This is a genomic window from Flavobacterium anhuiense, from assembly GCF_001705175.1.
Classification (GTDB): domain Bacteria; phylum Bacteroidota; class Bacteroidia; order Flavobacteriales; family Flavobacteriaceae; genus Flavobacterium; species Flavobacterium anhuiense.
In genome coordinates this window covers 299,173-326,019 of record NZ_CP016907.1, presented here as the reverse complement: position 1 = coordinate 326,019, position 26,847 = coordinate 299,173, and the positions used below count along the sequence as shown (strand labels likewise).

Annotated in this window: 19 protein-coding genes; 5 read left to right on the top strand and 14 right to left on the bottom strand. The window is 35.1% G+C overall.

The window, feature by feature from the left end; all coding sequences use genetic code 11:
- Positions 1 to 8: 8 nt before the first annotated feature.
- The 7 genes from BB050_RS01350 to BB050_RS01320 all read right to left on the bottom strand — a co-directional run bounded on the left by BB050_RS01350 (position 9) and on the right by BB050_RS01320 (position 6,011).
- A complete protein-coding gene (locus tag BB050_RS01350; protein WP_066032317.1) occupies positions 9 to 1,085 on the bottom strand; it encodes a peptidylprolyl isomerase in 1,077 nt (358 codons plus the stop codon).
- A 15-nt stretch (positions 1,086 to 1,100) separates the two neighbouring features.
- Entirely contained in the window at positions 1,101 to 1,757 is a 657-nt protein-coding gene (gldI, locus tag BB050_RS01345; RefSeq protein ID WP_066032316.1) for a gliding motility-associated peptidyl-prolyl isomerase GldI, read from the bottom strand.
- Positions 1,758 to 1,765: 8 nt separating this feature from the next.
- Positions 1,766 to 2,770, bottom strand: a complete 1,005-nt coding sequence (locus tag BB050_RS01340) for a DHH family phosphoesterase (protein ID WP_008462454.1) — start codon at positions 2,768 to 2,770, stop codon at positions 1,766 to 1,768.
- A 171-nt stretch (positions 2,771 to 2,941) separates the two neighbouring features.
- Positions 2,942 to 4,177 (bottom strand): voltage-gated chloride channel family protein, encoded by a 1,236-nt coding sequence (locus BB050_RS01335; RefSeq protein WP_066032315.1) that lies wholly within the window; start codon positions 4,175 to 4,177, stop codon positions 2,942 to 2,944.
- Positions 4,178 to 4,263: 86 nt separating this feature from the next.
- Positions 4,264 to 4,644, bottom strand: coding sequence for a RidA family protein (locus tag BB050_RS01330; RefSeq protein WP_066032314.1), 381 nt, complete (start codon positions 4,642 to 4,644; stop codon positions 4,264 to 4,266).
- A 144-nt stretch (positions 4,645 to 4,788) separates the two neighbouring features.
- Complete coding sequence (locus tag BB050_RS01325; protein ID WP_066032313.1) at positions 4,789 to 5,094, bottom strand: chaperone modulator CbpM; 306 nt, start codon at positions 5,092 to 5,094, stop codon at positions 4,789 to 4,791.
- Positions 5,091 to 6,011, bottom strand: a complete 921-nt coding sequence (locus BB050_RS01320) for a DnaJ C-terminal domain-containing protein (protein ID WP_066032312.1) — start codon at positions 6,009 to 6,011, stop codon at positions 5,091 to 5,093. The genes BB050_RS01325 and BB050_RS01320 overlap by 4 nt, the downstream gene beginning before the upstream one ends.
- A gap of 296 nt (positions 6,012 to 6,307) precedes the next feature.
- Here BB050_RS01320 and BB050_RS01315 point away from each other — a divergent pair, with 296 nt between their 5' ends.
- Positions 6,308 to 7,021, top strand: a complete 714-nt coding sequence (locus BB050_RS01315; protein WP_066032311.1) for a hypothetical protein — start codon at positions 6,308 to 6,310, stop codon at positions 7,019 to 7,021.
- Positions 7,022 to 7,195: 174 nt separating this feature from the next.
- Here the strand turns inward: BB050_RS01315 and BB050_RS01310 are convergent, their stop codons facing one another.
- Entirely contained in the window at positions 7,196 to 7,723 is a 528-nt protein-coding gene (locus BB050_RS01310; protein WP_066032310.1) for a hypothetical protein, read from the bottom strand.
- Positions 7,724 to 7,959: 236 nt separating this feature from the next.
- Here BB050_RS01310 and guaA point away from each other — a divergent pair, with 236 nt between their 5' ends.
- The 4 genes from guaA to BB050_RS01290 all read left to right on the top strand — a co-directional run bounded on the left by guaA (position 7,960) and on the right by BB050_RS01290 (position 14,033).
- Complete coding sequence (gene guaA, locus BB050_RS01305) at positions 7,960 to 9,489, top strand: glutamine-hydrolyzing GMP synthase (RefSeq protein WP_008462460.1); 1,530 nt, start codon at positions 7,960 to 7,962, stop codon at positions 9,487 to 9,489.
- 63 nt (positions 9,490 to 9,552) lie between these two features.
- Positions 9,553 to 11,466, top strand: coding sequence for a muramidase family protein (locus BB050_RS01300; RefSeq protein WP_066032309.1), 1,914 nt, complete (start codon positions 9,553 to 9,555; stop codon positions 11,464 to 11,466).
- A 93-nt stretch (positions 11,467 to 11,559) separates the two neighbouring features.
- Positions 11,560 to 13,632, top strand: a complete 2,073-nt coding sequence (locus BB050_RS01295) for a PBP1 and LysM peptidoglycan-binding domain-containing protein (protein ID WP_066032308.1) — start codon at positions 11,560 to 11,562, stop codon at positions 13,630 to 13,632.
- Positions 13,632 to 14,033: an OsmC family protein gene (locus tag BB050_RS01290; protein WP_008462463.1), complete on the top strand. Its 402-nt coding sequence runs from the start codon at positions 13,632 to 13,634 to the stop codon at positions 14,031 to 14,033. Before BB050_RS01295 ends, BB050_RS01290 begins: the two co-directional genes overlap by 1 nt.
- 133 nt (positions 14,034 to 14,166) lie before the next feature.
- On the opposite strand, the gene BB050_RS01285 is transcribed toward BB050_RS01290, so the two are convergent.
- The 6 genes from BB050_RS01285 to BB050_RS01260 all read right to left on the bottom strand — a co-directional run bounded on the left by BB050_RS01285 (position 14,167) and on the right by BB050_RS01260 (position 26,841).
- Positions 14,167 to 15,546 (bottom strand): Gfo/Idh/MocA family protein, encoded by a 1,380-nt coding sequence (locus tag BB050_RS01285; protein ID WP_123906982.1) that lies wholly within the window; start codon positions 15,544 to 15,546, stop codon positions 14,167 to 14,169.
- Between the two features lie 292 nt (positions 15,547 to 15,838).
- The gene (locus BB050_RS01280) at positions 15,839 to 18,022 is read right to left on the bottom strand and encodes a M1 family metallopeptidase (protein WP_066032307.1); all 2,184 of its coding nucleotides are present in this window, start codon (positions 18,020 to 18,022) and stop codon (positions 15,839 to 15,841) included.
- A gap of 20 nt (positions 18,023 to 18,042) precedes the next feature.
- Positions 18,043 to 21,138 carry a DUF5107 domain-containing protein gene (locus tag BB050_RS01275; protein ID WP_066035072.1) on the bottom strand — a complete coding sequence of 1,032 codons (3,096 nt, stop codon included), beginning with the start codon at positions 21,136 to 21,138 and terminating at the stop codon, positions 18,043 to 18,045.
- Between the two features lie 152 nt (positions 21,139 to 21,290).
- Positions 21,291 to 24,293 (bottom strand): glycoside hydrolase domain-containing protein, encoded by a 3,003-nt coding sequence (locus tag BB050_RS01270; RefSeq protein ID WP_236940404.1) that lies wholly within the window; start codon positions 24,291 to 24,293, stop codon positions 21,291 to 21,293.
- A gap of 37 nt (positions 24,294 to 24,330) precedes the next feature.
- The gene (locus BB050_RS01265) at positions 24,331 to 25,332 is read right to left on the bottom strand and encodes a c-type cytochrome (RefSeq protein WP_066032305.1); all 1,002 of its coding nucleotides are present in this window, start codon (positions 25,330 to 25,332) and stop codon (positions 24,331 to 24,333) included.
- Positions 25,333 to 25,434: 102 nt separating this feature from the next.
- Positions 25,435 to 26,841, bottom strand: coding sequence for an aryl-sulfate sulfotransferase (locus BB050_RS01260; protein ID WP_066032304.1), 1,407 nt, complete (start codon positions 26,839 to 26,841; stop codon positions 25,435 to 25,437).
- Positions 26,842 to 26,847: the final 6 nt, after the last annotated feature.

The window sequence follows — 26,847 nt, the reverse complement described above, 5'->3', positions numbered from 1 at the left end:
TAATTCGATTATTTTTTGTCTGAAATTTGAATTTCGAAAATAATATTAGCATTTGGCGGTATTACGCCTCCAGCACCGGTTGCTCCATAAGCCAAGTGAGAAGGAATGAAAAGAACTGCTTTGTCTCCAAAAGATAATTGTTCAACCCCTTCAATAAAACCAGGAATTAAACCGTCTTTTTTTCCAGCTTGAAATTGAATTGGCTGGTAGCCGCCTTGAGCTGCTCTAGCTGGATCAAATTTTCCGAATTGTTTTGCCACTTCTTCAATGCTAGTGTCAAACAAAGTTCCGTTTTCAAGGAAACCTGCATAGCTAATGTAGATTTGACTTCCTGTAGCAGGTTTTTTGCCATTTCCTTTTTCTGTAATTACATATTCTAAACCGCTCGTCGTTTTAGTTGCTTTTGCTTTTAAAGCAGCATAAGAATCTACTTTTTCTTTTTGAACTCCAGCATATTTCTGCTGTTCTTTCGCGATGTCAGCAAAATAATCATGGAATACTTTTACAGCATCAAATTTTTTAGCAGCTTCACCATTTCTGATGATCGTAACAGAAACAATATTGTCACCTTGAACCACTTTGTTGACCACTTCCTGATCTTTTGCGCTTACCACATGACCAAAAATAGTATGAAGGTTATCTAACCAAGGAGTCTCTACGTGAGTGATGAAAAATTGGCTGCTGTTTGTGCCAGGTCCGTTATTGGCCATTGCCAAAACTCCTGCTTTGTCAAATTTTAAATCTGAGAATTCGTCTTTAAATTTATATCCAGTATCACCAGAACCAGTTCCTAACGGGTCACCAGTTTGAATCATGAAACTTTCGATTACTCTATGAAATTTTAGACCATCAAAGAAAGGTTTCTTTTTCAACTGTTCGTGTGTTACGAACTCGTTTTTGCCTTCAGCTAAAGTCACAAAGTTGGCCACAGTGATAGGCGCTTTTTTGTAATCAAGTTCCACAATGATGTGACCTTTGTTTGTCTCGATATCGGCATATAAACCATCTGGCAGATTACTGTGATCGTCCTTACAAGAATAAAATGAGCTTACGGCTATTAGTAATAATAAAATACTCTTTTTCATTTTAAGATATTGTGTTTATTGAGTTAATGTGTCTTTATTGGCTTGCGCTGCAGGTTTTGCAACTGGAGGTTTTGGTGTTGCGGTTTGAGGCGATTGTGTAGCTGGTTTTGCCGTTTGTGCCGCTGGATCTGGAACAAAATTTCTAAGCGTAACCGTAACGATTAAAGATTCGTTTGGACCAATTTTTTTGTTGTCTCCGTGATATCCGTATGCCATATGCGATGGAAATAAAAACGTAACCGTTTCATTTTTATGCATTCTTTTAATTCCGTCGCGTAAACCCATCATAATATCTTGTTTGTCTACATAATAGGTTTGCGGGCCAAGATCAGATTCAGAGTAAATACTATTGCCTTTTATATCTTTTATTTCCATGTTGAAGTAAGCAATATCACCTTTTCTTGGCGCTGCAGTTTCTGCTGTATTCTTTTCTTCGTAGCAAAACCAGTACCCTTTTGGCGTGGCATAATATTTTACTTTTGGATTGTTTTGGATTATTTTTTTAATAACGCTTTCTTCGTTTGCGACTAACTTTTTATTTCGGTCGGCCGATTTCTTCATGAATGTTCCCGAAGCTCTAGAAATAGGTCTTCTGGCTTCTTCATGATGCTTGCAGCTGCTTAAGAAAACAGTAAAAAGCAAAGTGTAAATGCTAAGTTTTAGGTAATTCATGATTTGGGTTATAATTTTAGTTTTTTGACTAAATCTTCAAATTTATTTACTGTTTCTTCCATAGAAGCCTCAGATCTTCCGCCTGCTGCATTGACATGTCCGCCTCCATTAAAATGGTCTCTTGCAAATTGGTTCACATCAAATCCGCCTTGAGAACGGAAAGAAATTTTTATGATTTTTTCTTCTCTGTTTTCAATAAATATGGCTGTAAAAACAATTCCGCGAATGCTTAATCCGTAATTTACGATTCCTTCAGTGTCACCTTTTACATAGTTAAACGAATCAAGTTCTTCTTGTGTAAGTGTCATGTAAGACGTTTTATGTTCTTCAAAAATTTTCATGTTTTGAAGTGCTCGGCCCAATAACTGCAAACGGCTAAAAGAACTATTATCGTATAGTAAAACCGGAATTTGAGTGTTTTCGACTCCTAAATCGATCAATTCGGCAATAATTCTATGCGTGTTTCCAGTGGTTCCTGGAAAACGGAAAGAGCCTGAATCAGTCAAAATTCCTGTATAGATGCAAGTGGCAATGGTTTTATCAATATCTTCTTTTTTGTTTAAGAAGGCAATGAAATTATAAACCATCTCACAAGTAGATCCGTAAGAAGTGTCTGAGTACATATAAGCCGCATAATCATGAGGTTTTTCATGATGATCGATCATGATAAATGGAGCTGTAAGTTTTGCTAGAGTATGCTCCATTTCGCCTGTACGATGAAAAGCATTAAAATCTAGCGTAAAAATAAGCTCAGCTTCTTCTAATATTTTAATACAGTTTTGAGTGTCTTTTTCATAGATTTTTACTGTTTCTGAACCTGGAAGCCAAGCTAAAAAATCAGGGAAATCATTTGGAGAAATAACGGTTGGCTGATGATTATTTTTGAGTAAAAAATGGTACAAAGCTAGAGTAGAACCCATGGCATCACCATCTGGTCCTCTGTGCGGAATTATTGCGATTTTCTTTGGTGCAGCAAGCAATAATTGAATCGCTTGAATATCTTGTATTTTCATAGTGTGCGAATTTACATTTTTTTAATGTAATGCTGAAAATAATTTTAGTGGCAGTGTTAAGTGGTCAGTCTCAGTCTCAGTTTTCAGTCTTCTTGTTTAGGCCCAGTTTGCAGCGTATTATTGGCGTAAATAACGACTGCGATTGAAAACTGTGACTGAGACTAAGATACTCTAAAGAAATTTTTGGTATAATTTATATTTTGCTCCCTTTACAATCTGAGATTTGTAGATTCCAATAGAACCAGAAGAAAAATAAGCAATTGTGCAGGCGATTGCGATGAAGATTCCAGGCGCAATTCCGAATAATTCCATTCCCATAACGGTGCAGGCAATAGGAGTATGGGTTGCTCCAGAGAAGACAGCAACAAATCCGATTCCTGCTAAAAGAGCAATTGGCATTGGAATTACGGTTGATAAAGCGCTTCCTAAAGTAGCTCCAACAAAAAATAAAGGCGTTACTTCTCCACCTTTAAAACCAGCTCCAAGTGTAAATCCTGTAAATAAGATTTTAAGCAGAAAATCGTACCACTGGCTAGGATTCGAAAAAGAATCAACAATAACAGGAATGCCTAGTCCAGAGAATTTTGTAAAACCTAAACCTGCAATAGCAATAGCTAAAATCACACCGCCAATTACAGGACGAAGCGGAGGATATTTAATGTTTTTTGAAAAAATATAGCCCCAAAAATGCGTACTTCTGGAAAATAATAAAGCAGCAAATCCTGATAAAACTCCAACAATTAGAGTAAAAATAATATTGTTTAAGCTAAGTTCAGGAATTATTGGAATGCTGTAATGTGTATGTTTTATTTGCCAAAATTCTACAGTAAAATAAGCAACGTAAGCTACTAGAAAAGAAAGTAAAATGCTTTTGAAGTTAATTTTACTGAAATATAAAACTTCCAATGCGAAAATGGCACCAGCCAGAGGTGTTCCAAAAACAGAGGCAAAACCCGCGCTTATTCCGAGAATGATTAAAATTCTGCGTTCTGAATGATCAAGATTGAAAAACTTGGTAAATTGGTCGGCAATTGCGCCTCCCATCTGTACTGCTGTTCCTTCGCGTCCTGCAGATCCTCCAAATAAATGGGTAAGTAATGTTCCTAAAAGAACTAAAGGAGCCATTTTAAAAGGTATCACTTTCTTAGGTTCTTCATATTCTTCCAGTAAAAGATTATTTCCTTTGGCCACAGATTCTCCCCAATAGTAATAACTCAATCCAACCAAAAATCCGCCAAAAGGCAAAAGCCAGATAATCCACTTATGCTGCATTCTAAATTGTGTAACCCATTCTAAAGCAACTAAAAAGAAAGCAGATGCAGAACCTGAAAATATGCCTACTAAAGCACAGATAAGAATCCATTTAGGAAGAGAAAGCAGAAATTGTTTAGGATTTTGGGAAGCCATTAATGAATTCTAAAAGTTTGCCACGAATTTCGCCAATTTTCGCGAATTAAAAGGAAAATAATTGGCGAAATTCGTGACAAAAAATATTATATTACAGCAGTAAATTCGATTTCTACCAAATATTCTGGAGCAACTAATTTGCTAATTTCATAAAATCCTGTTGTGGGTTTGACATCTTTAAAGAAAGCAGAGTGCGCTCTAGCGACTTCTTCGAAAGTTGAAACGTCTGTTGTGAAAATTCTTGTTCTAATCACATCTTTCATCCCCACATTTAAATCTTCTAAAACTTTTTCTACTCGTTCCAAAATATTATATGTTTGGGCATAAGCGTCATCAGCTTTTACTTTTTCGCCGTCAACAATGGCCACAGTTCCAGAAACTTCAATAATATTCCCAATTCTTACGGCACGGCAATATCCCATTTTGTCTTCCCACGGAGATCCAGTCAAGATGTTTTCTCTTTTCATTTTTATGATTTTTGCGAATTTGTCAGTATGGTTTTAAAAGCAAATTCAGGTTAATTAAAGATGCCGCAATTTAAGGATTATGCTTCTCTCGGCGATTAAAAAAAGCTTGAAATCAATTCAGAAATCAAGCTTTTTTGTGATATTTTATTCGGTTTCTTTTTCTTCGTAAATACGAAGCCTGTTTTGTACGGTATTCAAATTTTGCTGTAGGGTTTCGATCTTATTCAAAAGATTTGCAATGGCATCAATTCCTTCCAGATTTATTTTGAGATCATAATGCATACGAATCATTTTTTCAACTATCGGAAGCTGTTCTGGTTCCAGATACTCATCATTTTCTTCCGTTATAATATGAATGAGTCCGTAATTATGAAGTTCGGTTATAAAGGTGTTCTCAATTTCGTGGTAAATACAAAACTGTTTGATCTGGATTAAATTTTTATTTTTCATGACTTTCTAAGTTTTGCTAGTTCTTCAAATAACTCTTTTTCTTTATCCGACAGTTTTGTTGGAATTTTTATAGTGTACGTGATGTATAAATCTCCGAACTGATTCTCTTTTTTATAAACAGGAAAACCTTTTCCTTTCAACTTCACCTTTGTTCCTGGCTGTGTTTCTGCCGGGACTTTGATTTTTACTTTCCCGTCAAAAGTGTTGATATACGTTTCGCCACCTAAAACTGCGGTGTACAGATCTATTGGAGCCTCAGCATATAAATTATTTCCTTCTCGTTTAAAATCTGAATTATTAGAAATTATAAACGTAATGTATAAATCGCCGTTTGGGCCACCGTTTACACCAGGTCCGCCATGATTGGGAATTTTAATGATCTGTCCGTTTTCGACACCAGCAGGAATTGTAATTCGGATATTTTTTCCGTTTACGGTTAAATTCTGTTTGTGTGTAGTGTAAGCCGATTTAAGGTCTAATTCTAGTTCTGCATTAAAATCCTGTCCTCTATATTTGGACTGCGATCTGCTTCTGCTTCCGCCGTACATCGAATTGAAAAAATCTGAGAAATCACTGCCTGAAAAGTCTCCGCCTCCAAAACCAGAAAAATCGCCTTCAGAATATTGATAACCTCCTTGCTGTCTGCTTTGCTGCTGATTAGGATTGTAGCCCGCTTTTTCAAATTCTTCAGCATGTTTCCAGTCTTTTCCGTACTTATCATATTTTTTTCGGTTCTCTGCATTGCTTAAAACTTCGTTGGCTTCATTTATCTCCTTGAATTTTTTTTCCGCTTCTTTATCATTCGGATTCAAATCGGGATGATATTTTCTAGCCAGTTTTCGATATGCTTTTTTGATGTCTGCTTCAGTTGCAGATTTTGTAACATCCAATACTTTATAATAATCGATATAATCCATTTTATTGAGATTTTAAATGGTAAAATAAAGTCTTGAAGTTAAGAATAAGTTGTTAATAATCAAAATGCTGAATGCTTTTATAAAATGATTTTTTTGGAATTTGTAAATTTTAGATTTGAAATTTATTTTTTATGAAATAAAAAATCTTGGCAGGTTTTTTGCTTCCAAAAATTAGCTTAATTATATGTTATAAAACTCCTAAAGTTGTAGCAAGTAAGTAAATTATACTATTTTTGTGAAGCTGGACTTTTGATTATATTAATTATAAAAGGCGATTCGATAATACTTTTTTTTCAATGAAGCACATTTTATTTTTCATATTATTTTTTACTGCACTGTCTGTATCAGCCCAAATTGAGTCTAGTACTAAATTCAAAACTATTCCAGGCGGAAAGTTTACTGCAAAACCTAAAAAGACTCCGGTTCCTGAGACAAAAGACCCACTGGCAGATTTTAATGATATGCCAGCAATTAAAACTCCAAATGTTTTTGAAAATACGACTATAACTCCAAAATCAAAGTTTCAGATTGGAGAAGAGAAAAGCAAATTTACGATGTCTACAGAAACAGATTTTGCTAATCCAGGCGATCGATATGTAGCCAAAATGGAAAAAGATTTGGATAAATCTTTAAAAGATGCCGGTTTAAGAGAAGGCAGAGGTGTTTTGGTAAAGAAAAATATTTCGCTAGGGGATTTTAAAACCAAATCGGAATATTTTATTGTTAAGTTCCGTGATTTTGGAGCTATTGACGGAGATTTAGTAAAAGTATCTTCAAACGATTATGTAATCCGTGATAGAATTTTATTGGATTCCAATTTCCAGCAAGTAAAAATCAATTTGGCACAAGGATTCAATAAATTAGACTTTGAAGCCTTAAATATAGGTACACTAGGAGGAAATACGGCAGAAATACAAGTCTACGACGATAAAGGCAATTTAGTGACAAATGATTATTGGGATAATCTAGCTGCAGGATTCAAGGCTTCTATTGTTGTGACGAAAGAATGATTTTTTTTTTAAGATGCTAAGGTTCTAAGATACTGAGATTCTAAGTTTTTTCCGGAAGCTTAAACAAACAAAAAAGGCGATTCTAATTTTAGAATCGCCTTTTTTATAATCTGATTATTTCGTGACTTAGAATCTTAGAATCTCAGTATCTTAGAATCTTAGTATCTCAGTATCTTAGAACGGATCCGCCGTCACCTTAAACTTCATATCTGCTTTTACAGTAACATCTTTTGTTAAAGTTTCCTTTATGGTCACTTTAGTTCTTATTTTGTAGCTATCTGCTTTAATGTATTGATCTAGTTTTTGATCGGTACAAATCAAATCGATTGTGTTGCTAGATACGTTGATATTGTCTGCATACGCTAATTCGATTTCATCAGAATTTGATGTTGAAATATACAGATGAATCGATTTTAAAAATGTAAATGTTTTATCCGAAGGATCTGTAATGGATAATTTCAGCGATCTGATTTTTACATCTTTTACCAAACTAGCTTTGGTTTTGTTGTTTTCAAACTCAGCAGAAGAATTGGTTGTAACCTCTGGTGTAAAAATTTCTGATGGCAAGTTAACAGGTGAAGTGCTTTTGATTGTAATCGAAGTATTGTTCGAAATTGTAAAAGTCAATAAATCATCAACCGTATTACAAGAAGAAAAAAAGACCGACACAAAAGCAGTCAAGGCAATAATTTTTGATTTCATAGTTAAATTTAAATTGGGTTTTCGTTAGATACGGATTTTTGGATTGTTTGGATTTTTTTTGCGAAGATACTAAGTCTCTAAGTTACTAAGATGCTAAGATTTTAAGTTTTTAGTTTTGTGAAGAAAAAAGCTTAGAATCTTAGCATCTTAGTTTCTTAGTATCTTCCGGTGAAAAAAAATATTTTTTTTTCACCGTTCCGATTTTTGAATTTCGAATATAAAAAGTACTTTTGCGCATGCAACACAACGTACTTATTTTAGATTTCGGATCGCAATATACTCAGCTTATTGCGCGTAGAGTTCGCGAATTAAATATATTCTGCGAAATTTTTCCTTACAATCACATTCCAAGTGATTTATCAAGTTATAAAGCCGTAATTTTAGGAGGAAGCCCTTTCTCTGTAAGAGGAGAAGATGCACCACATCCTGATTTATCACAAATTAGAGGTAAAATGCCTTTACTTGCTGTTTGTTACGGAGCACAATATTTAGCTCATTTCAGCGGTGGAGAAGTGGCAGCTTCAAATACTAGAGAATACGGTAGAGCAAACTTGTCTTATATTAAAGAAGGTGAAACTTTCTTTGAAGGAGTTTCAGAAAACAGCCAAGTTTGGATGAGCCATAGCGATAGTATCAAAGCGCTTCCAACAAATGCTGTAAAATTAGCGAGCACGCATGATGTAGAATACGCAGCTTACAAAATTGAAGGTGAAACTACTTATGCTATTCAATACCATCCAGAAGTTTACCATTCAACAGATGGAAAAAAGATGTTGGAAAACTTCTTAGTGAAAATTGCTGAAGTTCCTCAAAACTTTACTCCAAATGCTTTCGTTGACGAAATGGTAGCAGAATTAAAAGAAAAACTAGGAAACGATAAAGTAGTTCTTGGTTTATCTGGTGGAGTAGATTCTACTGTAGCAGCAGTTTTATTAAACAAAGCAATCGGACAAAATTTATATTGCATCTTTGTTAACAACGGTCTTTTACGTAAAAACGAATTCGAAAATGTATTGAACCAATACAAAGGAATGGGGTTAAATGTAAAAGGTGTAGATGCAGGAGATCGCTTCCTTGGTGAATTAGCTGGAATTAGTGATCCTGAAACAAAACGTAAAACAATCGGTCGTGTATTTATTGAAGTTTTTGATGATGAATCGCACTTATTAGAAGACGTAAAATGGTTGGCACAAGGAACTATTTACCCAGACGTTATTGAGTCTGTTTCGGTAAAAGGGCCATCTGCAACTATTAAATCACACCACAACGTTGGTGGATTGCCAGATTATATGAAATTAAAAATTGTAGAACCGCTTAGAATGCTTTTCAAAGACGAAGTGCGAAGAGTAGGAGCTACATTAGGAATAGATCCTGAATTATTAGGAAGACACCCTTTTCCAGGGCCAGGATTATCAATAAGAATTTTAGGAGATATTACTCCAGAGAAAGTTAGAATTTTGCAAGATGTAGATTCTGTTTTCATTGAAGGATTAAAATCTTGGGGATTATACGACAAAGTTTGGCAGGCGGGAGCAATTTTGCTTCCTGTAAACAGTGTTGGAGTTATGGGTGATGAGCGTACTTATGAAAAAGTAGTAGCGCTTAGAGCTGTAGAATCAACAGATGGTATGACGGCTGACTGGGTTCATTTGCCTTACGATTTCTTGATGAAAGTGTCTAATGATATTATCAATAAAGTAAAAGGCGTGAATCGTGTAGTTTACGATATTAGTTCAAAACCACCTGCAACAATTGAGTGGGAATAGTAGCATAATTTAAAATTAAGGTCTTACATTTGTAAGGCCTTAATTTTTTATAACCTACTATTTATGAGAGAACTTTTAACAATTTCTCTTGTGTTTATTTTGTCTTTTAACAAAATAATTGCGCAAGATTCAATTATCGAGCACAAGATTCAAAAAGGTGAGACCGCTTATTTTATTGCCCAAAAGTATAAGGTTTCTATCGATGAGATTTACAAACTCAACCCCGAATCGCAAAACGGAATCAAAGACAATCAGGTTTTAAAGATTCCAGTTCACCACTCAGAAAGCACAATTTCAAAGCAGCAAACTCATATTGTTGCACCAAAAGAAACATTGTTTGGTTTATCAAAACAATATCATGTTTCAGTTGAAGCGATTCAGAATGCCAATCAGGAAACTCTTGCCAACGGACTTCAAATCGGTCAAGAACTGATTATTCCTCAAAATCCAGATCATTTTTCAAAGCAAGAAAATGTTGTTTCTTCAAAAGCGACACATTTGGTTGTAGCTAAAGAATCTTTATTTAGCATTGCTAGACAATATAATGTTTCGGTTCAGGATTTAGAAAATCTCAATAAAGATATTTTAATTAATGGGTTGCAGATTGGACAGACGATTTCTATTCCAAACAAAAGGAAAACTCTGGACGGAAGAGTTCGTGTGATAAACCAGGAAACGGTTTTTCATGTGGTTGAACCAAAGGAAACCAAATTTTCGATTGCAAAGAAATACGGAATTTCAATCGATCAGTTAGAATCTCAAAATCCTGAAATTGTAAACGGATTAATTGTTGGAAACAAATTGGCTATTAATACTACAGCAATAAAGCCAGCAAACGAAAGCGAAGAATTGATGCTGGCGCTTGCCGAAAAACAAGTTGTGGTTGAAAAAACAAAAGCTAAAACGGTTGAAATTGAAGATTTAAAAGACCGATTGGTTGTTCAGAAAGAAATGAATCAGAAAATTATAAAGATTAATGATTTGAAAGTGAATCTGAACGATATGAATGGTTCTAAAGAAAATTCAGTTGAAAAATTGCGTTTGGTTTTAGAAGCCAATAAAAATGTTCAAGATGTTTTAATGGCAAAATTAGATTCGCTTGTTACGACAATGAATGATGACTTGAAAGAATTGAAACGAATGGATATTCTAAATGTCGAAGAATCAAAAAGACTTGAAAAACAATCTTCTGAGGGAATCAATAAAACAAATGAATTATCCTCTCAACTGAAAAAGGAACTGGCAGAAAATAGAAAAGTGTATGCTGGTTTGATGAATAAAGTAGAGAAAATTGTCGTTGAGGAAAATCAGGAGTATAAAAAGAAAATCCGCGAAAGCGAGAAAAAAGCCAATACAGAACCTTTGCAGAAGCGTTTATCTTTAGAAGAAATTAAACGCTATAAAGAAGATCAGCAAAAAGGAGACGAAAAAAATCAGCTCTTGATTGCTAAAATTGATTCACTTGACAATCAGAAAAAAATTGAAGTAAAAAGGCATATCAGTAAAGCTTCATATTATAGCATGGAAGCTCGAAAGTTTGATGATAAATTGGCTTTGATTAAACTAAAAAAATATCAGGATGAAGCAGTCAAAAAACAGAAAAAGGACAACACTGCCGAAAATTCAAAAACAATTTCGCTGGAAGAAATGAAACAGGAATTGAAAGACAATCCGTTAAGACCTGATAAAACAGTAAAAGTAGAAGTTTATGATAATCTTAGAGAAGTTTCGAACGGGTATTACTTAGTTTTGGGTATATTTACAGACGCAGTTGACCGAGATAAGCTTATTATGAAACTCATTGATTCTGGCGATTTTAACGCTAGTTTCTTTTTCAATATTAACAGTCTTTCATACTATGTTTACAGCGATAAATTCGAAAACATGGAAGAAGTGCTTTATAAATGCAAGAAAAAAGAAGAAGATGAGTTATATAAAGAAATCATAATTGCCAAAGTAGAAATCGATTTGAGATGATTTTCGATTGAAATAACAAACGGCTCGAATTTTGCTTGGAGGAAATCTGTGAGATATTTTTAAATTAGAAATTAAATTGTTTTAAGCCATATTATGAAATACTATTTAACATTATTGTCTCTTGTATTCTTTATCAGTTCAAGTGCTTTTTCTCAGGAAAAAGTAGTGAAGTATAAAGTGTCAAGCGGTGAAACTATTAATCAGATTGCCCAAAAATTTAAGGTAACTCCTTATGACATTTATAAGCTAAATCCAGATGCCAGAACGGGTTTAAGCCCAAATACAGTATTGCTGATTCCGACGGCAACCGGAGAAGCAAAAAAAGAAGTTTCTGAAACTAAAACTGTTGCTTCAGGAAAAGAAATTATTCATGAAGTACAGCCAAAAGAAACGTTTTACAGCATTGAGAAAAAATACGGAATCTCTGATGAAGCTTTAAAAGCAGCAAATCCGTTTTTGGAGAAGACTGGCGTTCAAATTGGACAGAAACTGGTTATTCCTGCAAAAGGATCTGCTCCAAAAGCAACAGCAAAACCTTCGAAAGAAAAAAGCGCTGAAAAATATGTTTATCACGATGTTCAGCCAAAAGAAACAAAATTTGGAATTGCAAAGCAGTATAATATGACTGTAGAAGAATTAGAAAAACGCAATCCAGATATTGTTTCTAGTTTGCCAGTTGGGTACAGACTGACCATAAAAGGAACAGCCCCAAAAACAGAGCATGTTGCAACTGAAACAGCAAAGCCTGCGGAAAATAAGAAACCTGCCGAATCTTCTAAAAAAGCGGTTACGTATATGGAGTATCAGGTGAAACCGAAAGAGACTTTTTATAGTTTAGGAAGAGTTTTTCATTTATCTCAAGATGAATTAGTGGCATTAAATCCGTCACTTTCGGAAGGTGTAAAAGAGGGGATGGTTCTAAAAGTTCCTGCTGGATATGTAGCTCCTGCACCAATTATTGCAGCACAAGTTCCTGGTGATAAACCAGCTGATTCTTCTACAAGTAAACCAGCAGAAAGCACTGGCGGCGGAATTAAGATTGTTGATAAAGTAAAATCTACTGAAAACGAAAATGTGGAAGTTGTTGAATTAACCAAAAAGAGAGGTATTAATGAGCGCAAAAAAGTAGTTTTATTGCTTCCTTTTAATTTGGCTAAAGTGCAAAGCGATACTTCGGGAACCGCTAACAGAATTAAAAACGATAAGTTCTTAAATATGACTCTAGATTTTTATTCTGGAGCTTTGATGGCGATTGATTCTGCAAAAACATTGAAACTGCCAATTGACGTTGCAATTTATGACTCTCAGGAAACTAAAACCACTTCGAATGTTGTAGGTTTGACTCCGAAACTTCAAGATGCAGATGCTGTAATTGGGCCATTTTACCAAAGTAATGCAGAAACGGCAGCAAGCATGTTGCGTTCGTATAATGTTCCTGTAATTTCACCTTTATCAAAAGATAGTGCTAATCCGATTGATAATTTGTACCAAACTATACCGTCAAACGATGTAATCAGAAATTCAGTTTTTGATTATATGCGTTCTAAAAACGGAAATATCGTAGCGGTCGTTGATAAGAAAAAAGAATCTGTTATCAACTACATTAAGCAAAATCAGAAAGGAGTGGCATTTGCATCTCTAACTGAAACTGGCGGTTTGGATGTGGCTAACTTAAAAAGTCTGTTAATACCAAATCGTTTGAATTATGTTGTGATGGAAACAGGAAATACAGCGATGGTAAAAGCTACAATTAAGGCTCTACTAGATTCTCAAAAAACGTGTCAGGTTCAATTGGTGATTTTAGAACCAAATAGTACACTGGATACAGATGAAATCAATTTTGATAACTTGGTAAAACTAAAATTAATGTATCCTTCTGTAACTCGCGAAAGCGATGAACAGCCAGTTTTAATTTATGAAAAACAATATCGTCTAAAAAACAAAGCAAATCCGACGACTTATGCAACCAGAGGATTTGACGTAACATTTGATACGATGATGCGTTTAATGCAAGGAAAAACATTCCAAGAAACAGCTGATTTGATGACAACTCAGCAGGTAGATAATAAATTTCAATATTATAGAAAAGAAGATGGAGGACACGCTAATAAAGGTGTTTACATCTTATATTATGATAGTGACTTAACTTTAAAAGTAGCAAATTAATGACATCAAAAGTAACTTATTTAGGAGATTTAAGAACAAGTTCAATTCACGTGCAATCAGGAAGCGAAATCATTTCTGACGCACCATTAGATAATAACGGAAAAGGAGAAGCATTTTCTCCAACAGATACAGTTGCAAATGCTTTAGCAAGCTGCATGATGACCATTATGGGAATCAAAGCTCGTGATTTAGAAGTTGATTTTGTTGGATCTACAGCAGAAGTAACTAAGATCATGAATGCTGAACCAAGAAGAATTGGAGCAATAGAAATTGTGTTTCAAATGAAAAGCAATGCTGATGAAAAAAGCAAAACGATTTTAGAGCGTGCTGCCATGACTTGCCCAGTATTTTTAAGTTTAAGCAGTGAAATCGAAAAGAAAATTACTTTCAATTGGAATTAATTTTTTATCAAAAATAAAAGAAGCCATCTGAGAGAATCAGGTGGCTTTTTTGTTTTTACGAATTGTCTAAAACAGACAAGAGAGCAACATCTACTTTGCCCTCTTGTCCCTCTTACTAACTAACCAATAATATTTATTCTGAAAACTCTAATTTTTTAAGTTTGTTCCAGCCTCCACGAGTAAAATCTGGAATTTCAACAGGAGCAGAATTATGGTCTAATGAAATTTCTGTTAATGGTCCAAGGCAAGACCATTCGGCTAAATCATAAACGTCCATATCAAGCGGAAGTCCTTTTTGCAGACAATAGATTAAACGATAGTCCATAATAAAATCCATTCCGCCATGACCGCCCACTTTTTTAGCCTGTTCTTCGATTCCTTTTGCAATAGGGTGTTTGTATTTTTCCATCAACGCTTTTTTCACTTCTTCAGGAACAAAAGAATGCGCGCTCAATTTTTCGTGATTTGGTTTTACGTCATCGCTTAATTCTTTTCCGTCTAAAGCATAACCTTCTAACGGATATTTATTAGCAAAACCTTTTGTACCGCTCAATTGATACATTCTGCTGTACGGACGAGGAGATGTAACGTCATGCTGAATGTGAATTGTTTTTCCGTTTTCCGTACGAATCATCGTCATCGTATGATCTCCGTTTCTAAAATCTTTAATTTCCTTTCCTGACTTTTCTTTAATGTAAGCAGGGTTTCCAACGGCTTTTGTATCCATAGAAACTAAGAAATTCATTTTATCGCCACGGTGAATGTTTAGTGCCTGACATGCTGGTCCCATACCGTGTGTGGCATAAATATCGCCACGATGTTTAATGTTATAATCCATTCTCCAGTTGTTCCAGTATTCTCCCCAGAAAGGCTGTAAACCGTGAATGTAAGAACCTTCAGCGTGTAGAATTTCTCCAAAAACGCCTTGCTGAGCCATATTTAAAGTGGTCAATTCGAAAAAATCGTAAACACAATTTTCCAATTGCATACAGTGTTTTCTCGTTTTTTCTGAAGTATCGATCAATTCCCAGATTTCTTTCATAGTTAAAGCGCCCGGAACTTCTATTGCAACGTGTTTTCCGTCTTTCATGGCCTGAACACCTATTACAGCGTGGTGTTTCCAATCTGTAGCCACATAAACTAAATCTACATTTGGCAAAGCCGTAACTTTTCTCCAAGCATTTTCGTCACCATAAAATTCTTGCGCTTTTGGAAAACCAGCTTTTGTTAAGATTGCATTTGACTTCGCAGTATTTTCTTGAGTCATGTCGCATAAAGCTACAATTTCTACACCTGGAATATGTGTCATGCGTTCGACAGCGCCAGGACCGCGCATTCCAAGTCCGATAAAAGCCACACGAACGGTTGGAATCGGATCTGCAGCCATTCTCAATACGTCTTGCTGTCCCTTTGGGCGTGAAGGTGTTTTGGTCTTAATCATTTGCGCTGAAATGGTTGTCCATCCAAGCAAAAGAAAAAGGATTAGTATAGGTTTAAAAAAGGTAATTTTCATAAGTGAGTAATTTTTTATTGAATGCCTATCGGGCACCTATTTTAATTCGTCGGGTATAATTTTTAACACATAGAAGCATAGTCATAGTCATTGTAAGCTTAAAAAAGGCTTTTCACTGATTTTAATGCTCATGGAACTATGTGTTAAAGCTTGCTTTTTACGTAATCTTAAACAGAAACTGCAAAATTCTATGTTTCTATGTGTTTAAATTAAACTTTAAAAACAACCTCTCTAATGAACCAAATTAGAGAGGTTTTCAAAAACAAAAACAGACCTAGAGGACTCTTAATAATTATTTTTGACTACTAAATCTTTTCATTAATGGCGTTACATGTTTTTGGGTATCGTCATCTAATGAGGCCAATGCTTTATCTGCTTCGGCTGCCGCATATTTTGTTAAACCTGCTAATCCTGCTGCAATCACGTTATACGACTGTTCTTTAATGCTTTCTTCCATTAAACTTTTATAAGAAGCATCTCCTGTAGAAGCCAATTTTACAATAGCATTAGCTCTGGCAATTGTTTTTTTATCATTTTTTGCAACATCAAGTAGCGTTTTTAAAACCTGATCTTTTGTTTGTTTTTCATTTAAGTCAATTGACTTGATACTCAGAACTCTTAAATCTTCCTGTTGATCTTTTAAGCCTTCCAGTAAAATAAGTTGCGATTCCTGACTTCTGTCTTTCGAAGCAAATTTTATAGCTTCAATTCGGTTGTAATAGGATGGAGCATTTTTATATTGATACAAATAATCAGCTGCTGTTTTTTTGTCTACATTCACTTCGCCAACTAGAATTTTATCTGGATCTAAATCTATAAATTCAGGTTTTGAAGAAAGATCAAAAGTGAAGCTTTGTTGTCTTTTATCAATTAAAATATCCTTTCTGATTTTAGTTCCGTTTACGTAAAAATCAACTTTCAAAGGCAGTGTAAAAGTTTGCACTGCGCTATCCTGAGATTGACTAATGGTAATAATAATTTTTCCGTTAGCATATCTGTAAGTCACATCCAGAATCGGACTTCCAGCGTTATAATACCATTGCTCAAAATAAGGCAACCAGTCTTTTCCAGTTACTTCTTCCATAGACAAGCGCAGTTGATGCGGTTCGCCAGATTTATAAGCATTTGTGGTTAAATAATGATTTAGTCCTTTAAAAAAGGCTTCATCACCCATTTGGTTTTTCATGGCATACAAAATGATAGAACCTTTAGAATAGCTGATATTATCAAACATATCGTCTGCATTTTTGTAATGAAAACGTGCTAAAATTGGACTGTCGCCATTTTTTTGTGAGCGTAAATAATTCTGCAATTTTTCATAACGCGATCTGTCTTCAGCATCTTGTCCAGCATCATGACCATGCCATAAAACTTCTCCAAAAGTGGCAAACGATTCGTTCATAGTTAAGTTTGACCAAGACTCAGCCGTTACGTAATCTCCAAACCATTGATGAAAAAGTTCGTGAGCAATGGTGCTTTCTTGATTATCATCTAATAATTCTCTTTCTGTTTTTTGAACGTATTCGCCATGAACAGTTGCCGAAGTATTTTCCATCGCACCTCCAAAATAGTCTTTCACTACAATTTGCGCATATTTCGCCCAAGGATATTCTACGCCAAGCATTTTGCCGTAAAAGTTCATCATATCTGGCGTTTTGTAGAAAATCTGTTTGGCATACGGTGCATATTTTGGCTCTAAATAATAGCTGACTTCTTTGCCATTATATGAATCTTTATAGACTTTAAAATCACCAACAGCCATCATAAACAAATAAGGCGCATTTGGCTGTTCCATTTTCCAAATATCTGTTCTTGTTCCGTCTTTATTTACTTTTTGCGAGGTTAATTTACCGTTTGAAAGTGTGGTATATTTTCCCTCAACTGTCATCGCAATTTCAGAAGTGGTTTTCTGATTGGGTTTGTCGATTGTTGGGAACCAGCAAGAAGAAGCTTCCGTCTCGCCTTGAGTCCAAATTTGAGTTGGTTTGTCTCCCTTTCCGTCAGGATTAATAAAATACAATCCGTTTGAGTTGGTAATCGATTCGCCAGCTTTGCTTTTCAGTTCTGCTGGTTTTGCGATGTAATTAATGAAAATCGTGTACTTTTCAGTTCGCTTGTATTTTCTGTTTAAAGCGATTGAAAGTTCTTCGTTATCGTATTTGTATCGCAACGGAATACTTTTTTTGCCGTCAATAATAGCAATTTCTTTAAAATCCATTCCTTTTGCGTCCAACTTAAGCGAATCGGTTTCGTAAAAATGAGGTTTTAAAGTAATCCATTCTTTTCCGTATAAATAACGTTTTCCGTAATCGAATGAAACCTCGAGTTTGGTATGAATTAAATCATGTGTTTTTAAAGGAGTAGCACGGTAAATGGATAATTCATCAACCTTTTCTGCTTTGTTTTGTGCTTCAATTTTTGGACTCATCAAAACGACAAGACCCAAAAATGTATATTTTAAAAAATGCTTTTTCATTTTATTGTTTTGAAAGTTCTTTACAATTTTTCGATAATTCTGACTTCGCCGTCTTTTTCATCTTCACTTAAAATATCCGATGGTTTTTTAGTGTAAGACAATAAAGTCCATTGCACTATTTTATTTGTCGGATATAAATCGGCCTGAGATTTAATCCATTTTTCAGCTTCTTTAGCAGAGGAAGTTTTTTCTATTGCCCAAGCCGAAACCAATTGATTTGCTGGGAGGAAATTCATAACCGTATTATCGACTACTGGTTTGAAAGCGACAATTTTTTCTAAAGATTTAGAAGCCATTTCTTTGTTTCCAAGACTGCTGTAACATTGATAATCTAACCAGTTTTCTAATCTTTCATCAATATTTTCGTCATACGGTTTTCCAACGCCTAAATTCTCTGGAAACAATTTGGCGTCAGCAATAAATTGTAATGCTTTTTTGTACTGCTTGTTTTTAATTTCTGCCAAAGCCTGCATCAATTTCGCTTCGTGATACAATTGCCTTCCTGCCGTTGCGCCTTCAAAAGGAAGAATCTGCAATTTGGTCAAGAACGAATCGGCTTCACGGTATTTTTTATTTAGCAATAAAGTTTTAGCGTAAAGCATTCCGATTAAATAATTGTTCTGATGTTTTTTATAAAAAGATTCGGCCGTTGTAAGCGCTTTATCAAATTGTTTTTGAGCGATGTAATGTTCTGCCAGCATTTTATGGTATCTCCAACCTTGCGGATCCAATTTTATAGCCTGTTGAAGACTTGCCAATACTATCGAAGCATCGTCTTTAAATAAAGAAGCTTTAGCTCCATAAAATGCAGGATCATTTGGTTTTGCGCCGCATTGTGAAAACAATTCTTTAGCTTCGGAAATGCTGTTGCGATTCCATTCAATTAAACCTAAATGATATTTTAACTGATATTGATCGTTAGTTTTAATTAAGGATTTTAGGATTTCAGCAGTTTCATTTCTGAAAGGAAAACTCGTTCCAGGTTTGATTTTGCTTACATCAACTGGTTTGTTTTCTAAGAAAGCTTTCCAATATATAATTTCAGCGCTTGGTTCTGCAATAGAAAACACTTTTAGAGCTTCTTCTTTTCGGCTTAAATTATTGTACCAAATTCCCAATTCAAGAAAAGTCTGTTCTGGCATTTCGTTTTGGATGGCAGAAACAAAAGCATTTTTGGAATCGTTTGAATTGTTCCAAAGGTATTTTTCAAAATCAGCAAAATGATTCAGCGGATCTAGTTTTGTGATTGTTTTTAAAACAGAATTTGCTTTATCAGAATTATTTTGAAGACGATATAAAACCGCTAAAACCTGTAAACTTTCTATATTGTATTGATTATAGATTAAGCTTTTCTCGGCATATTCAATAGCTTTTGGCAGATCATTTTCTGCTAAATAAATTTTGCTTAAAGCGGTGTAAGCAGGACTGCGGAATTCGACACTTGCAGCAGCAATATCAAAACCATCTTTTGCATCAATAGTATTTCCTAAATGGAAATTCGCCAAAGCATAAAAATAATTCGCCGAAGCATCGTAAGTATCTACCGATAAAGCTTTTTTTGCTGAAATTACAGCTGCTTTGTAATCTAATTTTCTAATTTGCAAAGAAGCCAATGCAGAAAGGGCAGGAGCGTAGTTTGGATCTAGTTTCAAACAAGCATTTAGTTTTTCTTCAGCCAAAACATAATCTTTGAAACTGATGTAATTTTTTCCTTGCTGATACAATCCATAAACCGAATTATGATCGAAATCTTTTGGAATTTCTACAGGACGGTTGATGTTTCCATCTTCTGGCGCAGAATTCCAAACTAATTTATTTTGGCCTAAAACAAATTTCAATTTATTAGAATCCACTTTTACTTGAATAGAATCTTTGAAAGTTTGCATGGTATTCAGAGCAATATCTTTAGAATACACTTTTTTATCGTTTTCAAAAACTTCAATTTTTTCGTTTAATTTTTGAAGGGGAGAAAAATAGATTTTCAGCCAGCCATTTTCGTTTTTGATATTAACTGAACCATAATTGTTGGCTTTTACAAATCCTTTTGTGTGTTTTACAGGAAACCAATATTCGGTCCAAGTATCAGTTTGATATGGCGCAAACGAACGTTGCTTAAAAGGCGTAAGACTACTGGTTTCGCTTGCCTGATTAAACAATCTGCCGCTTTGGACTTCTACATATTGTCCGTCAGTATCAGTCAATAATTTTTCCCAAATCATTCCTTGCTGCGACAATCCCCAAATCCAGATTTTTTTGCCGGGTTTGTCATCGTGATTACCGTATCTTCCCATTCCGAAATCTTCGTCGTGATAATATCCTCCAAAGAAATCATCATATTTCCCGAATACGTGATACGATTTGTAGCCTCCAAAATTGTTGTTTTTGTAGAATGACAAATCTTTGCCGTTTTCTTTATCAATTGGCCACGAATTGTATTCTCCGTTATGACCGATATATGTTTGTCCAGGATAAATAAACTGCAGATTTTCGGCTGCTTTTATTCCCGTATTCATCCAAGTGTAATAAGGCTGTTCAAATTCGGTTGTGTTCGACCAAAACGAATTTGTGGTAAAATACGCTTTGTCTTTTGGCAGATTAATGTCTAATTTCCAAGAAGTTCTCGTCAATAAATCCAAAACTCCGATCACGCAGCTAATGCTTCCGTCTTCTCGGTTTATAATTTTGTAATCGACAGGAGTGGCGCAGTTTGGCGTATGGCCGATAATTCCGTAATTGCCTTCAACGCCTCCGCTTGTCCACGGTCCGCGCATGGCAATGTCTCTAAATTTTACCACATGATTGTTGTAAACAATGTCTTTTCCTGTAGATTTTTCTATAGCCGACCAGACTTTTCCGCCAATTTCTGGCAAAATCATCAGTTTGATATAATCATTTTCAATTTCGATTACTTTCCATTCTTTCTGAACGGGTTTGTCAGTAAAACCGTCAAAACGGAAATATGGATAAAACTTAGTATCAGGTTTCGGAATCGGATCAGGATCTGAGAACGGATAGGTTGTAAATACTTTTTTGTATTCTTTTATGGTTGGTTTGTTTTGTGCGTTGACAAACAGGCTTCCAAGGAGTAGAATTGATAATAATGGTCTAAATTTCATGATGGATAGCTTGGTTATTTGTGGTTGTTTTTTTGCGTTTTTTGTCATTGCGAGGAACGAAGCAATCGCATTTGCTAAATCACACTTTGTATCTTTTGTTAGTGAGATTGCTTCGTTCCTCGCAATGACAAACAGTACGAGGTAATTGTTGATTACTTCACAATCAACAACCAGCCTTTTCCTTTAGAAACTGGTATTTCGTCTTTTGTTGTAAATGTTTTTGCTGGTTGGAAATTGGTAACTTCTGGAGCTGTAATTGTCGCTTTTGCAGGATTGATTCCTAGTTTTTTCCAGTCGATATTTAATTTCACATTTACATCGGCATCTGCCCAACTTGCGATTGAGATTAAAGCCGTTCCGTTCTTTTTGTAAACGGTTGCCAGTACTTTGTCGTTGTTTGTTTTTACAGGACAGTTTTCGCTCCAATATCCAATCATTTCAGAACCTTTAATTCCGAAAGAATCCCAAAGTTTCCAGATGTTTCTTGGATCAGCACCGTCGCTCCATGGCAATCTGTTTGTCATTCCGTAAACCATTCCTCTCCACGGATTTCCACCATCTTGAAGCATTTCTCCCATTAAACCAAACGGAATTCCGCTTACTTCAGTCAAGAAAAAGTCAGGCTGATTTTTTTCATAATCAAAATATTCTCCAAACCATAATCTATTGATGTACGGGAAGTGCTCCATGTATAAGTTGGCACTATTATTAAATCCGTCACTTTTGTTGTACTGGTTCGCACTGTGTAAATCGATAATTCCAGGATGACCATCTTTAGTCAAAACTCTTTTGATGCGTTTCATTGTGATTCTGTCGAAAGCAACGTCATCTAGATAAATTCCGTCAATGCCCACATTTTGAGTCAGCCAATTCATTCCCTCGACATAGTAATTATGCCAACGGTTCATACCACTGTTTACGATTGCAGCGTCCTTAATTTCAGGAACAAACCAAGCAGCGATATAATCATCTCCAACATGCTCTTGCAGCCAAGAGAATCCGCCACCTTTTCCTGGAGAATAAATTTCGTGACCTAAACTTCTAAGAGCGAAAGTTTCATAAGCTTTGTTAGAAACCTCTCTAACCGTGTTGTAGATTTTTACTTTTAAGCCTTTTTGATGTGCTTCATCGATATACGATTTCATCTTTTTATATTCAATAAAAGGATAATTGATATAAGGATTGATTGCATTGGCGTGGTGAATATTGATTACCGTTGCGCCAGTTTTAGCGATAGAATCGATCGGACTGTATTTATGGTAAAACTTTGTATCCCATTGAAAATCGGTATTTATGGTATGGAAAGGCGTAATCAATAAGTTGAAATTATAGTATAAAACGTCACCTTTTTTCATTGTTCTAGCACCGCTGTACGCATTTACTACAACCGATTTTGGATTTGGCGTAATGGTAATGCCGCCCTTATTTTCGTTACCCCATGAAGTAGGCAGCAATAAAGGTTTTTGTAAATAGAAATTAGTATTTAAAGGGCGGCTATATTTTTCGTCTCTTAAAGAAAACTGCAATCCAGAATTTACAGCACCAATCCAAGCACCGTCTTGATTTTTATGGGCAACATCCCATTTCCAGTCAAAAGTTGCAGGGCGATCTCCACCTTTTTGACCTAATCCCATCATGTATTTTGCAGAAGTTGGCTGCATTGGCATTTGGAAATTAATGTCATTAAAAGCGACGTCTTCGAGGGCTGTAACTTTTACCGTATAATGTACAAAACCGTCAAACTCTACAGAAGCATTTACATCCATTTGGACCGATTTTGAACTCGCAGTATTTTCCCAAGACACTATTCCAGCTTCTTTTTTAGTAAATTTTACACCGCTGTTTTTCCATTGCACTTCTTTTCCAGAAGCGTCAACAAAATGAAAATCGATTGGAGCGCTTAAAATGTCATTTGCTTTTGTTGTAACAGAAGTCATTTCTGGCGTAAAGAAAGTCTGAATTTGCGCAGGAAATCCGTTTGGCGACAAGATTAGTTTTCTTCCTAATAAAGCAATTTCAGAGTTATTTACTGTTAATGGAGTATAAGGAGCAATAACTGTATTTTCCTGAGCTAATGTCGAATTTAACCATTTTAAACGCGTCATTTTCTCAGGACTGTCAATTCCTCCGTTTTTTGTTACTTCGTTTGAAACCGTAATTTGAAGATTGATTTCTTTTGATTTTCCGTCAGCCGTTACGGTTGCTTTTCCGTTGTAAGTTCCAGCAGCAGCAGTTTGCGGAACGTCAATTCCACACCACATTGCTTGAATTTTTCCTTTTGAAACTGAAACTGTATTTGTAAAAGGAGTGCCATCATATCGAGTCCCATCAGTATTGATACAGCTGATATCTTTCGCGTCTATTGTAGCTCCAGTTGTGCTTACTAAATTGGTGAAAGATACTTTTACATTTTTTAAATCTTCAAGCGTGTAAACACCTAATTGAAAAGCTAAATATTCCCCTTTCATTGCCGTATCAGCAAAACTGTTTTGAACGCCTTTCTGAATCCATCTTTGCGGTAAATCAGATTTTAATTTGATAGAATGTTCTCTGTCTTCTGGGAAAACCAAGAAAGAGTTTCCGCTGTTTTTTGCCACAAGAGCTGAAGTTTCAGACGCTGTAGCAATCACTTCCATCGGATAAAAACTATTGAAAGCATTTACACTTTGGATTTCTGTTACAGCAGCATTTTCTTTAAAATTGCTTTTGATTTTAGAAACCCATTCAGTATTAGCTTTATCTTCAGGTTTTTGATAAATTCCTTTTGGATAATTTGCAGTTCCTTCATCAACATAAGGCATATAATAAACGTAATAAGTTCCTTTGCCTGAAATAGGTTCAAAGAAAATAGTACCGTTTTCTCTATTGATATTTTCGGTTTTGATGTTCTGAATTTCTTTTCCAGACGCATCCTGAACGATAATTTTTTTAAGTTCTGGATTGGTGTCTCTTCTTCGCCATTCGATTGTCGTTTTAGCAACATTTCCAGACCCAGAAAAGGCAATTACAGCACGGTGATTTCCTAATTGATTCGGATTCCAGCTGTCGTTTCCGTCTGAATATTTTATTTGTGCAGTTAGAGGAATGCTGATTGTGATCAAACACATTATCAGTATTCTGTTTAAAAGCGTTGTGTTGTTTAGGTTTAGTTTCATTGTATTGTATAAATCAGTTAAATAGTATATTTTGAGTTTAGTAAACGGCTTTCCATCCTTGTTTTTTCCAGTAAGCAATAATCGGTTTGTAAGGTCCGTATTTGTGCTGCTCTTCCGAAAAATTATCTTGAAATGGACTGTGTGCATAATCGATAGGTTTGCCCATTTTATTTGGATAATCAAACGTTTTTGGGTTTGGTCTTTTATGCTGTGAATCGTCATTTACATAAGCTGCAATGTCAAGCGCTTGTTTGTCTGTAAGATATGGCTTTCCAAGCAATACTTTATCGTAAGGCATATTGCTTTTTAGCCATTGCGCCTGTTTAATGACGCGGTGCATGCTTGAACCTGGCTGATAACCATATTCGCCCCAAAGTGGAGGATAAGTATAACCTGATTTGTCGGCATTGTAAACACCTTCACCATTATTTCCGTGGCATCTTGCGCAGTTTTCGGCAAATAAAACTTTTCCTCTTTCTGGACTTGCAGCATCATCTGGAAATTCGATTTCTAAATTTTTTGCTCCTTTAAAATTACCATCTTTTGGAACAAATTTGCTAATCCATTTGAAATAAGATAAAAAGGCCACCATTTCTTTACTATCCAGCGGAAGTGGTTTTCCAGAATGCGGGCGCATAATGCAGTTATTAACTCTTTCTGCCAATGTAAGAACTTTGTTTTCGCGCCCGCGATATTGTGGATAATTATCGTGGGAAGACATCAAATTGAACGCATGAGGCTTTGTTCCTGCATCTTGATGGCAGTTGGAGCAGTTCATTTTATTGCCCAAATATTGTCCATTTTTTCCGTTTGGACCAATGTAATAAGCCGTTTTCATCATTAATTCTCTTCCGTAACGAACCGATTCTCCAAATTGATCGTCTGGAATTTGAGAAGTATCAATTGTGATGTAGCCTCCGTCTTCTTCTCCTTCTTCGGTTGTTTTTGAAGCCAAAGTTTGAGAATTTGATTTGGTGCAGGAATTGAAAACAAGCATTGGCAATGCTGAAAAAAGTGCAATAAGAATTAATTTTTTCATGTCTATTATTTTTATCCTAACAGGTTTTTAAAACCTGTTAGGTATTTATTCTAATTTACTTATACCTACAAGGTTTTGAAAACCTTACAGGAAAATCTCTTTTTAATTCAAAAGAAAAGGTTTGAGTTTTTCTTTAGGAATAAAGATGGTTCTGTATGGAGGAATTTCAGATTCTAAAGCCCATAACAAAACACCTTTTTTATTGGTTAAAACTGTAATATGTCTCTTTGAACAACAAACTAAAAAGAGGTTTTTATTAATCATATAAGCACTTCCCATTCTATCGTTGTAAATATCTTTTGGCAATTTTATATGGAAATCCAGTTTTACTGAATTGCTTGTTTCGTCTACTTTTAAGGCAAAAACAGAAGATTGTTTTATGTCGACACCATTATCAAAAAACAGCAGACTTCCTTCTTGATCGATATGTGCGGCGTGTGCCTGAGAGAAATTAGTGTCTGAAGCCATTTTCATTGTTCCGCCTTTTCCTAATTTCCAGATTACTTTTCCAGTTTTCGAATTGATTTTCCAAATCTGGCCGTTATTATAAAATGAGATTAAAAAATTTCCATCTGCATCGTAGCTTAAACTATTGGCATGTGTCCAGTCCTTTTTGGTTTTTAATAAATTTTTGTCTTTAAATGGATCTAAATCATCAAAAACACTCCATTTCCAAAGCTGTTTCCCTTTTTTGTCTAAAATTATAATTCCGTCTCCGTTGATGGTGTCTTGTTTTTTTCCTCCAATAGAAGTTAAATCGATTATTTTTTGTTCGACAGTTAAAGCGACAATTTCGTTAGCCGATTTTTTTATAATTTCATGGTGAAGAACTTGCTTTAAGTCGCCTTCACCTTTTTTAATATGGGTTAAAGTATCACCTTGCAGATTGATTTCAAGAATTTCGCTTCCATAGCTTGTTGGCTCGTCATTGGTTCCCAAAATCGAAAGAATTGTTTGGTCTTTTGTAAAATGAACGACTTTAAAACCAGTTCCTTCAAGCGTATGGTACCATCTTAAATTTCCTTTGTAATCAACAATATAAGCAGTTCCAGGAGTTTCTCTTTTCGCTAAAAGCAAAAATCCTTTTTTGAAATTTTCAGGCAATAACTCTGGTTTTGGGCAATTGGCTTTGAATTGTTTCTGTAGCCATTCTGGAAGTTTTCTAGATTTAAAATTATAAACTTTGCTGGTTTGTTTATTACCGCCTTGAACTGTAACTAATTGGAAACTATAGTCAGTTTCTGGAATTATATTGCAAAGCACCAGCGAATGTTTTAAACCAGAATTTGAAATAGGAGAGGTCATTTTATTTTGATTTCCTTCTTTAGCTGACCAATATTCTGCATATACCTGAGCTTGGTCATTCGTAGTAACATCGATCTGAATTTTCAATTCGTTGTTGCCATGAGTGCCAATATTGATATTGGAGATAATTTGGTTTTTAGAACAACTTGCCAAAGTAAGCAGCGCTAAAATAAAACTTCCTTTTAATATTAATTTTTTGATCATCTGAAA

Excerpts from the sequence above, each read along its gene's own strand:
- BB050_RS01350 (WP_066032317.1), bottom strand. The coding sequence starts at position 1,085 with ATGAAAAAGAGTATTTTATTATTACTAATAGCCGTAAGCTCATTTTAT.
- BB050_RS01260 (WP_066032304.1), bottom strand. The coding sequence starts at position 26,841 with ATGATCAAAAAATTAATATTAAAAGGAAGTTTTATTTTAGCGCTGCTT.
- gldI (WP_066032316.1), bottom strand. The coding sequence starts at position 1,757 with ATGAATTACCTAAAACTTAGCATTTACACTTTGCTTTTTACTGTTTTC.
- BB050_RS01340 (WP_008462454.1), bottom strand. The coding sequence starts at position 2,770 with ATGAAAATACAAGATATTCAAGCGATTCAATTATTGCTTGCTGCACCA.
- BB050_RS01335 (WP_066032315.1), bottom strand. The coding sequence starts at position 4,177 with ATGGCTTCCCAAAATCCTAAACAATTTCTGCTTTCTCTTCCTAAATGG.
- BB050_RS01315 (WP_066032311.1), top strand. The coding sequence starts at position 6,308 with ATGAAGCACATTTTATTTTTCATATTATTTTTTACTGCACTGTCTGTA.
- BB050_RS01280 (WP_066032307.1), bottom strand. The coding sequence starts at position 18,022 with ATGAAAAAGCATTTTTTAAAATATACATTTTTGGGTCTTGTCGTTTTG.
- guaA (WP_008462460.1), top strand. The coding sequence starts at position 7,960 with ATGCAACACAACGTACTTATTTTAGATTTCGGATCGCAATATACTCAG.
- BB050_RS01325 (WP_066032313.1), bottom strand. The coding sequence starts at position 5,094 with ATGAAAAATAAAAATTTAATCCAGATCAAACAGTTTTGTATTTACCAC.
- BB050_RS01295 (WP_066032308.1), top strand. The coding sequence starts at position 11,560 with ATGAAATACTATTTAACATTATTGTCTCTTGTATTCTTTATCAGTTCA.
- BB050_RS01330 (WP_066032314.1), bottom strand. The coding sequence starts at position 4,644 with ATGAAAAGAGAAAACATCTTGACTGGATCTCCGTGGGAAGACAAAATG.
- BB050_RS01265 (WP_066032305.1), bottom strand. The coding sequence starts at position 25,332 with ATGAAAAAATTAATTCTTATTGCACTTTTTTCAGCATTGCCAATGCTT.
- BB050_RS01310 (WP_066032310.1), bottom strand. The coding sequence starts at position 7,723 with ATGAAATCAAAAATTATTGCCTTGACTGCTTTTGTGTCGGTCTTTTTT.
- BB050_RS01275 (WP_066035072.1), bottom strand. The coding sequence starts at position 21,138 with ATGAAATTTAGACCATTATTATCAATTCTACTCCTTGGAAGCCTGTTT.
- BB050_RS01285 (WP_123906982.1), bottom strand. The coding sequence starts at position 15,546 with ATGAAAATTACCTTTTTTAAACCTATACTAATCCTTTTTCTTTTGCTT.
- BB050_RS01270 (WP_236940404.1), bottom strand. The coding sequence starts at position 24,293 with ATGAAACTAAACCTAAACAACACAACGCTTTTAAACAGAATACTGATA.
- BB050_RS01290 (WP_008462463.1), top strand. The coding sequence starts at position 13,632 with ATGACATCAAAAGTAACTTATTTAGGAGATTTAAGAACAAGTTCAATT.
- BB050_RS01300 (WP_066032309.1), top strand. The coding sequence starts at position 9,553 with ATGAGAGAACTTTTAACAATTTCTCTTGTGTTTATTTTGTCTTTTAAC.
- BB050_RS01320 (WP_066032312.1), bottom strand. The coding sequence starts at position 6,011 with ATGGATTATATCGATTATTATAAAGTATTGGATGTTACAAAATCTGCA.